Annotated in this window: 11 protein-coding genes and 1 pseudogene; 8 read left to right on the forward strand and 4 right to left on the reverse strand. The window is 63.7% G+C overall.

Annotated features, from left to right (window positions below; genetic code table 11):
* Window positions 1–14: 14 nt before the first annotated feature.
* From lspA to SCNU_RS05735, 3 genes are read right to left on the reverse strand one after another with little or no spacing between them, the layout of a single operon-like run.
* A complete protein-coding gene (gene lspA / locus SCNU_RS05725; RefSeq protein ID WP_040517706.1) occupies window positions 15–545 on the reverse strand; it encodes a signal peptidase II in 531 nt (176 codons plus the stop codon).
* Window positions 542–2,542: a heavy metal translocating P-type ATPase gene (locus SCNU_RS05730; protein ID WP_040517713.1), complete on the reverse strand. Its 2,001-nt coding sequence runs from the start codon at window positions 2,540–2,542 to the stop codon at window positions 542–544. Before SCNU_RS05730 ends, lspA begins: the two co-directional genes overlap by 4 nt.
* On the reverse strand, window positions 2,539–2,961 hold the full coding sequence (locus SCNU_RS05735) for an ArsR/SmtB family transcription factor (protein ID WP_039855988.1): 423 nt from the start codon (window positions 2,959–2,961) through the stop codon (window positions 2,539–2,541). The genes SCNU_RS05730 and SCNU_RS05735 overlap by 4 nt, the downstream gene beginning before the upstream one ends.
* An 83-nt stretch (window positions 2,962–3,044) precedes the next feature.
* Here SCNU_RS05735 and SCNU_RS20145 point away from each other — a divergent pair, with 83 nt between their 5' ends.
* Together SCNU_RS20145 and SCNU_RS05740 are read left to right on the forward strand one after the other, a co-directional pair.
* The gene (locus tag SCNU_RS20145; RefSeq protein ID WP_269449460.1) at window positions 3,045–3,638 is read left to right on the forward strand and encodes a class I SAM-dependent methyltransferase; all 594 of its coding nucleotides are present in this window, start codon (window positions 3,045–3,047) and stop codon (window positions 3,636–3,638) included.
* 337 nt (window positions 3,639–3,975) lie between these two features.
* Window positions 3,976–4,290: a hypothetical protein gene (locus SCNU_RS05740; protein ID WP_008376388.1), complete on the forward strand. Its 315-nt coding sequence runs from the start codon at window positions 3,976–3,978 to the stop codon at window positions 4,288–4,290.
* Here SCNU_RS05740 and SCNU_RS05745 read toward each other — a convergent pair.
* On the reverse strand, window positions 4,287–4,640 hold the full coding sequence (locus SCNU_RS05745) for an Rv2640c family ArsR-like transcriptional regulator (RefSeq protein WP_005206748.1): 354 nt from the start codon (window positions 4,638–4,640) through the stop codon (window positions 4,287–4,289). The genes SCNU_RS05740 and SCNU_RS05745 overlap by 4 nt on opposite strands.
* 95 nt (window positions 4,641–4,735) lie before the next feature.
* Here SCNU_RS05745 and SCNU_RS05750 point away from each other — a divergent pair, with 95 nt between their 5' ends.
* The 6 genes and pseudogenes from SCNU_RS05750 to SCNU_RS05775 form a co-directional block, all read left to right on the forward strand.
* Entirely contained in the window at window positions 4,736–5,191 is a 456-nt protein-coding gene (locus SCNU_RS05750; protein ID WP_005206749.1) for an ArsI/CadI family heavy metal resistance metalloenzyme, read from the forward strand.
* Between the two features lie 125 nt (window positions 5,192–5,316).
* On the forward strand, window positions 5,317–5,691 hold the full coding sequence (locus SCNU_RS05755) for an ArsR/SmtB family transcription factor (RefSeq protein WP_085941944.1): 375 nt from the start codon (window positions 5,317–5,319) through the stop codon (window positions 5,689–5,691).
* Window positions 5,688–6,803: an ACR3 family arsenite efflux transporter gene (arsB, locus tag SCNU_RS05760; RefSeq protein ID WP_005206751.1), complete on the forward strand. Its 1,116-nt coding sequence runs from the start codon at window positions 5,688–5,690 to the stop codon at window positions 6,801–6,803. Before SCNU_RS05755 ends, arsB begins: the two co-directional genes overlap by 4 nt.
* Window positions 6,803–7,243 (forward strand): arsenate-mycothiol transferase ArsC, encoded by a 441-nt coding sequence (locus tag SCNU_RS05765; RefSeq protein WP_005206752.1) that lies wholly within the window; start codon window positions 6,803–6,805, stop codon window positions 7,241–7,243. The genes arsB and SCNU_RS05765 overlap by 1 nt, the downstream gene beginning before the upstream one ends.
* A 42-nt stretch (window positions 7,244–7,285) precedes the next feature.
* Complete coding sequence (locus tag SCNU_RS05770; RefSeq protein WP_005206753.1) at window positions 7,286–7,951, forward strand: phosphatase; 666 nt, start codon at window positions 7,286–7,288, stop codon at window positions 7,949–7,951.
* A 104-nt stretch (window positions 7,952–8,055) separates the two neighbouring features.
* Window positions 8,056–8,598 (forward strand): annotated as a pseudogene (locus tag SCNU_RS05775) (NAD(P)/FAD-dependent oxidoreductase); the annotation flags it as partial.
* Between the last annotated feature and the right edge of the window lie 41 nt (window positions 8,599–8,639).

The raw sequence follows: 8,639 nt of genomic DNA on the forward strand, positions 1-8,639 counted from the left end.
AACATCGCACCAGCTCACTGGTCCTCAGCCGGTACCTGCCCCTCGTTCTGCGATGGTGATTCGTGTGGGTCGACAATGATGCACACGACGAGGGTGAGGGCGCCTAGGACGATGAACGTGTCGGCGAGATTGAACGTGGGCCACCAGCCGGTGTGTAGGTAGTCTGTGACTTTTCCGTCCGGTATGCGGTCGATGATGTTAGCGATCGCTCCGCCCAGGACGGCGGCAATCGCGACGCGCCAGAGCAGTCCGTGGGAGTCTGCGGTACGCCAACCGAGGACCGCGACTCCACACGTGACCGCGGCGGGAATGACCAGCAGTACCCACCCCGGAGCGGTGGCGGCAAAGGAGAAGGCCGCGCCCGAATTGAACGCTAACTGCAGGTCCACCGGCCCGGCCTCTATTCGGGTGCCGTCAAGTGCATCGACTGCCCATGCCTTGGCGGCCACGTCAACGATGACGAAGGTCAGGGCCAGCAGCAGCATCCCCAGGCGGCGGGCATATCCCGACCTACCGCCTGACACCGCCGGACCAGACGGGGTCATCGGTTCGCCCCGACTGCTACCGATGCTCCAGCGGTATCGGCCATCGTCAGGCGGTTCTTGACCCGCCCAGCACGGACGCCGTTGGCGATGACGACGATCTCACCGAGTTCGTGGACAGCGACCACCGCGGCCAACCCGAGCAACCCGAACAGTGCGAGCGGGATGAGAACGGCGATCAGACCAAGGGACAGCCCCACATTTTGCAGCATGATGGTCCGCGCCTGACGAGCATGATCGAGCGCTTGAGGCAGCACCCGCAGGTCCTCGCCCATCAGTGCCACGTCCGCGGTTTCAATCGCGACATCAGAACCCATCGCGCCCATGGCGATTCCCAAGTCAGCTGTGGCCAGTGCGGGAGCATCGTTGACCCCGTCACCGACCATTGCGATGAATCCGTCGCCGCGCAGCGTGGACACGATTCGTGCCTTGTCTTCTGGACGCAGATCCGCATGGACATCGTCGATCCCGGCGATCTGTGCAAGAGCAGTCGCCGTCGCGGCATTGTCACCGGTGAGCATCACCACGGCATTTCCAGAATCGTGCATGTGCGTGATGACCTCCCGTGCTTCGGGGCGAAGCTCATCACGTACCGCGACGACTCCGAGGAGACGTTGGTCTTCCTCGACGAGAACCGCGGTTGCACCATCAGCTTGAAAGGCCGCGACCCGGTCGGCCAGAGCACCCGCATCGATCCAACCCGGCCGCCCAAGCCGAGCGGGGCGACCCTCGACCAGACCGGTCAGACCCGCTCCTGGCACCGCCTGTACATCAGTCGCAGCCCTACTCACCCCACCGTCAGCTGCAAGGATCGCACGAGCCAGAGGATGTTCACTGTGAGCTTCCAGCGCCGCGGCAACCGCGAGCACTCGCGCCTGCTCAATCGAATGCCCAACGTCGCCGGTCACACCGGGTTCTCCCGCGACCTCGTTCGCCTGACCGCCAACAGCAACACCGACAACAACCGGCTTGTTCGCGGTGAGCGTTCCCGTCTTGTCAACAGCCACGATCCGGACCCGGCCGAGAGACTCCAACGCCGCACCACCTTTGACCAGCACACCAATCTTGCTGGCGGCGCCGATAGCAGCAACCACTGTCACCGGAACCGAGATTGCCAGCGCACAGGGTGAGGCTGCCACCAGCACCACAAGAGCTCGTTCCACCCACGTCGCCGGGTCGCCAAACACTGCGCCGATACCCGCGATCACAGCGGCCATGAGCATGATTGCCGGAACCAGCGGCTTAGCAATCCGGTCAGCTAACCGCTGCGCATCGCCTTTTCGAGACTGCTCCGCCTCGACAATCTGCACAATCTTCGCCAGCGAATTGTTCTCCGCAGTAGCGCTGACATCAACGGCCAACACACCAGTGCCGTTGATCGATCCCGCGAACACGACGTCCCCAGGATTCGCTTCAATCGGCACCGATTCGCCAGTAATCGCCGATACATCCAGCGACGATCGCCCCTCGCTTATGCGCCCATCAGTGGCGATACGCTCACCCGGCTTGATCAGGATCTGATCCCCGACACGAAGAACTGACGGCGACACCGCTGTCGGGACGCCCGCCCTCAACACCATCGCCGAATCTGGGACCAGATCCAACAACGCCCGCAGGCCCCGACGAGTACGACCAACGGCGTACTCCTCAAGGCCCTCGCTAATCGAGAACAACACCGCGAGCATCGCCGCTTCCCCGACCTCACCGAGAATCACCGCACCCACCGCAGCGATCGTCATCAGCGTTCCAACGCCGATCTTCCCCGATGCCAGCCGCCGCAGTGTCGACGGGACAAACGTCGCCGCGCCTACTAGCAGAGCACCCCACTCCAGGGTCGTACTGATCGTCCTCGGACCATCTGCCCAGCCAGTGAGATAGGCGGCCACCAACAACAATCCGGCAACCGCAGCTGCCTGAAGTTCTCGGACGTTCCACCAATGTCCAGGCGCCTGCTCATCCTCCCCGATCTCGTCGTGCCCACATCCACATGCATCACTCATCGTCGATCACCCCCCACACCGCGGATCTCCTCAACGACCGCGCCGGCAGTGGCCTCACCATCGCAGGCACTGTCCAACCCATAGTTGGGACACAGCACTACGGCACTGCCCGTCGCAGCAAGCACCGTCTCAGCCGCCGCCAGCAGGTCGAGAAGCTCCGGCCGCGCCAGACGGTAGAACACCTGCCTGCCCTCTGGCCGACCCACCACCAATCCGCAGTCCCGCAGGCACGCAACATGCGCGGACACTGTCGACTGAGCAAGACCCAACTCAGCCATCAGATCAGCCACTCGAGCCTCACCACTGCGGGCCAATCGAGCCGCGATCGCTAGCCGGGTCCCGTCAGACAAACTCCGAAACAACGCGACCGCAGGATCGAGCTCCGTCCCCACCATCACCGAACATCTATTCATCGTCATACGACGATGATAGCGTCCAGGCACGGTGGAATCGAAGCTCCCACCTCACCCGCACCCCGAAGGAGCAATCCGCGATGCCGTCGATGTCACAAGTCGAAGCACTGTTCTGCCGAAGCGCACCATGGGAGACCGCGACCAGTCGGTGGGTGCTCCCTTGGGCTCTACAAGGAGTCCAGCCCAACGGCGCCCTCCTCGAGATTGGCGGCGGCGGTGGCGCTATGGCGGCCCACATTCTGGCGGCAAGCCCAGAACCGCAGACGACAACCATTACCGTCACCGACTTCGACCCCCGAATGGTCACAGCCGCTCAAGACCGCCTCCGCGCCTTCGGTGACCGCGCGCACACCCGGGTTGCAGACGCAACTGCTTTACCATTCGCCGACGGCCAGTTCGACATGGTCGTCTCGTTCATCATGCTCCACCACGTCGTCGACTGGGAGCAAGCACTAGCCGAAGCAGTCCGAGTGCTCAAACCAGGAGGAGTCCTGGTCGGCTACGACCTCCTCAGTACCCCACCGGCCCGCATTCTCCACCGACTCGAAGGCGCACCGCACCGCTTCATCAAACCCGGCCAACTACTCCCCGAACTCAAGAAGTTGCCGCTCACAGAAACATCTGTTCAAGAAAACGTACTATTAGCCAAGTTCCGCGCAACTCGGACACCCCGACCCAGATAGAGGCAGCCCCATAACATCCCGGCCGACCATAGATTCGCTACCGATGACTACGCTCCGTTAGCACGAACGCCAACTGCTCGACAGTCGGCACTCCAGCAAGACCCGAGTCAGTGAGGTAGACGCGACACGCAAGATCATTAACCCCAGCGGCACCTTCGAACGCATCACGTCCATCAACAAGAATCGTCGGAGATCCAGCGAACGACGCCGCCTCCACCTCCGACGAAATCAGCCTGAAACGAAGGTCGATTCCAACATTCAACGCCGCCGCAGCATCCTCAACTCGACCCGCAGCTTCCCTCCAATGTGGGCATCCATCGACATACAGGACCTCAACTTGCATAGCTCGAGTTTCCCCGACTCGCCCAGAAAAGAGAGATCCGAACTGCTGACACCCGCGAACTTCGGGTTTCCCGACTCCGTCGTCGTCCGGCTGCGTACGTGGCTCGACGCGTGGACGGCGAACTTCGCCGACGCACCGAGCGACGACCAGCACACGTGGCGTCGCGGATTCGACGTCGCCGGCTGGCTTCACGAAGGCGATACACTGGCCGACCTCATCGCCGAGTCGCTCCCCGACTACACCGTCGAACGCCAGTATCGGACTTACGCAGCTAACGCCGTGCGGCGCGATGCCGATCACCCCGGCTAACAGCAGGTGTCGAGCACTCCTCTCAGTGCTTCCAGCGAGTCCGGTTCGGCGCGATGCAGGACGTTCACGCCTCGACGCTCGGAGCTGACTAGGCCCGCCTTTTTGAGTTGACCGAGGTGGTGGCTCACCGTACCCGCCGAGAGTGCGAGCGCCTCGGCGAGATCACTGGTGCTGATCGCACCTGGTCGGGCGCCCATGAGGATGGAGACCAGCTGAATTCGCGCCGGATCGGCCAGCGCCTTGAGCCGGAGAGCCAGCTCTAGGGCCGCATCCGCTTCCATTGGACCTGCGGAGATCGGTGCACAGCAGATCGGAGCACTGATGTCGACCACAGGGAGCGTCTTGGGCATGACCCCAACCTACCCATCCGTTGACATATGTCAAACTCTGGTCTAGAACTTGAGTCGCAACACTTTTGATTTATGTCGAATCCTTGGAGGATCTCATGTCACGCGTGCAACTCGCCCTCAACGTCGACGATCTCGACCAGTCGATCGCCTTCTACACCAAGCTGTTCGGCGTCGGCCCGGCGAAGGTCAAGCCGGGCTACGCCAACTTCGCCGTCACTGAGCCCGCACTGAAGTTGGTGCTGCTGGAGAATCCCGGCCAGGGCGGCAGCATCAATCACCTCGGCGTTGAGGTCGATTCCAGTGAGAAGGTGCACGCCGAGATCGCCCGATTCACCGAAGAGAAGCTGTTCACCGAAGAGGAGATCGGAGCAACCTGCTGCTTTGCCACTCAGGACAAGGTGTGGGTCACTGCTCCCGACGCCGAGCGGTGGGAGGTCTACACCGTGTTGGCCGACGCTGAGACCTTCAACGGCGAACCGGTCGCCGCCGCGGCCCCCGTCGGCGAATCTACGTCCGCGGCATGCTGCACTCCCGCGGCGAACTGCTGCTGAACGCGACCTTCTCTTAGGGCTGCCAGGCTGGTCGCCACCCGATGCCGGGGTGGCGACCAGTCCCGTTTCGAACGTGGACTGCATGCACCCTTGCAACCAGTATCGATATCTGTCAATATCGATGTATGTCGAACTCGATTCCGTTGACCGATGTCACTGTGCGGTGCTCACCGTTGGTGCGTGAGCCCCTCTCGGAGCGGCAGTCGGTTGATCTTGCTGTGGTGTTCAAAGCACTCGCCGACCCGATCCGGTTGCGACTGTTCAGCTTGATCGCCAGCCACGAGGGCGGTGAGGCGTGCGTGTGTGACATCTCCCCGGCCGTCGACGTTTCGCAACCGACGATCTCCCATCACCTGAAGGTCCTCAAGAACGCCGGTTTGCTCGAGTCTGAGCGCCGCGCGTCGTGGGTGTACTACCGCGTTATCCCCGATGTTCTGTCCTCGCTCGCCGGGATCCTGCAGTCCGGCGAGCTCGCCAGCTCGATGGAGGTTCACTCGTGACCAGCCCCACCCCGACGGCCGGGCATCAGCCGGTCGTCGGCAAGCTCTCGACTCTGGACCGGTTCCTGCCGGTGTGGATCGGCGTCGCCATGGTCGCCGGTCTGCTGCTGGGCCGGATGATCCCCGGACTGAACACCGCGTTGGAGAAGATCCAGGTCGACGGCGTTTCACTGCCTATCGCCTTGGGCCTGTTGATAATGATGTACCCGGTCCTGGCCAAGGTGCGCTACGACCGCCTCGACACCGTCACCGGCGATCGCAAACTACTGCTGGGATCGCTGCTACTGAACTGGGTGCTCGGCCCAGCGCTCATGTTCGCCCTCGCCTGGATCTTCCTGCCCGACCTACCCGAGTACCGGACCGGCCTGATCATCGTCGGCCTCGCACGGTGCATCGCCATGGTCATCATCTGGAACGACCTCGCCTGCGGCGATCGTGAGGCAGCAGCCGTCCTCGTGGCGCTCAACTCGGTGTTCCAGGTGGTGATGTTCGCCGTCCTGGGCTGGTTCTACCTCTCAATCCTGCCGGGCTGGCTGGGCCTGGAACAGACGACCATCAGCACCTCTCCGTGGCAGATCGCCAAGTCGGTGCTGATCTTCCTCGGCATCCCGCTGCTCGCCGGATACCTGTCACGCCGGATCGGCGAGAAGACCAAGGGCCGCGACTGGTACGAAGCGAAGTTCCTGCCCAAGGTCGGGCCGTGGGCACTCTACGGACTGCTGTTCACGATCGTCATCCTCTTCGCCCTGCAGGGCGAACAGATCACCTCCCGTCCCTGGGACGTCGTCCGCATCGCCGTGCCACTGTTGGTCTACTTCGCAGTGATGTGGGGCGGCGGCTACCTCCTGGGTGCGGTTATGGGCCTGGGCTACGAACGCACCACCACGCTTGCGTTCACCGCGGCAGGCAACAACTTCGAACTCGCCATCGCCGTCGCGATCGCCACCTACGGCGCGACCTCCGGCCAAGCCCTCGCCGGCGTGGTCGGTCCGTTGATCGAGGTCCCTGTGCTGGTCGGCCTGGTCTATGTCTCCCTTGCCCTACGCAAACGCTTCCCCCTCACCCCGTCCTCTACCTCCGCTTCCGCGGACTCTTCTAGGAGCATGAACTGATGCCCGACGACCTGACGATCACCGAGAACGCGGCCACGCCGAGTGTGCTGTTCGTGTGTGTGAAGAACGGCGGCAAGTCTCAGATGGCCGCCGGCCTGATGGGCAAGGCGGTCGGCGAGGCCGTCGAGGTGCACTCGGCCGGAACCAAACCCGGCACCGCGGTCAACGGGCTGTCTGCCGAGAGCCTGGCCGAGGTCGGCATCGACATCACCGGCGAGACTCCCAAGCCCATCGATCCCGAGTTGCTCGCCCGCGTCGACCTGGTGGTCACTCTCGGCCGAGAAGCCGTGGTCGATGCCCCCGCCGGGGTCAGGTTGATCAACTGGGACACTGACGAACCGTCCGAGCGCGGAATCGACGGGATCGAACGGATGCGCCTGGTCCGCGACGACATCGCTGCCCGCGTCACCGCGCTGGCAGCCGAACTCACCGCGCGCTAACGCCGGAGCTGGGTCGGTATCTACGAACCGGGGTGAAGCCTGATGAACGCCGACGCCACGACCGAATCAGCCGGGACACCAGATCTGCTGATGCCCCAAGCCCTGCTATCGCGAACCGCGGAGAGGCTCGCCGCCCAGTACCGAGGGATCGTGTCCGAACAGACCGTCGAACGGGTCGTATTCGAGTCCTACACCGCGCTGCGGCGCACCTCCCGCATCCACACTCACCTGGTGACCCTGACAGGCAGGTTCGCCGCAGAACGCCTCGCCGCCCTAGCGCAGTCCACCGGCGCAACCACCACGACCGTGCCCGAAGTGCTGTTCATCTGCGTCCACAACGCTGGCCGCTCACAGATGGCCGCCGCGCTCCTGACCCACCACGCGGCAGGACGAGTGCACGTACGTTCAGCCGGGTCTCTACCCGCGGCGGACATCAACCCGATCGTCGAGCTAGCCATGACAGAGATCGGCCTTGATCTCGCCGCCAAGTTCCCCAAGCCGCTCACCGACGATGTGGTCGCGGCCGCGGACGTCGTGATCTCCATGGGCTGCGGCGACGCCTGCCCGATCTACCCGGGCAAGCGGTACCTGGACTGGCAAGTCGCCGACCCCGACAACCACCCCATCGAGACCGTTCGTCTGATCCGCGACGACCTCAACTACCGCGTCCGCAACCTCCTCGCCGAGCTCCTACCTGCCACTACCTGACCGCCGCTGATCGGCCTGCCCGCACGCTCCCGCGACTTCTCCCAACAGCGCGGCACCCTGCTCTACCTCACATACCCGTGTCCCTTCGGAAGGAACCGACACCCATGCCTGCACGCAAGATCATCGCAATCGGCGGATCAGACGCCGGAATCTCCGCCGCACTGCGGGCTCGCGAGCTCGACCCAACCAGCGAAGTCACCGTCGTCGTCGCCGACGCCTACCCGAACTTCTCCATCTGCGGCATCCCGTACTACGTCTCCGGCGAAGTCACGCACTGGAGCAACCTCGCCCACCGCACCGCCGCCGACCTCGCCGCCACCGGCATGACCGTTCATACCGACACCCGGGCCACCGCGATCGACACCGCCGGGCACCGCCTCACCGTCACCGGGCCCGACGGCGTCTCACGAGACCTCGACTATGACGCTCTCATCGTCGGGACCGGCGCGGTCTCAGTGCGGCCACCGATCACCGGCCTCGACCAACTAGGCCCTGACGACGGCGTTCACCTCCTGCACTCGATGGGCGACACCTTCGCCGTCATGAACACCCTGACCACCACCGACCCGAAGACCGCGATCATCATCGGCGCCGGCTACATAGGCCTGGAGATGGCCGAAGGGCTCACCACCCGAGGCCTAGCTGTACTTCCCCGACACGTTGTGAACATCTGAGTTGAAGCGAAGAC

The sequence above is a fragment of the Gordonia neofelifaecis NRRL B-59395 genome (genome assembly GCF_000192435.1).
Taxonomy (GTDB): Bacteria; Actinomycetota; Actinomycetes; order Mycobacteriales; family Mycobacteriaceae; genus Gordonia; species Gordonia neofelifaecis.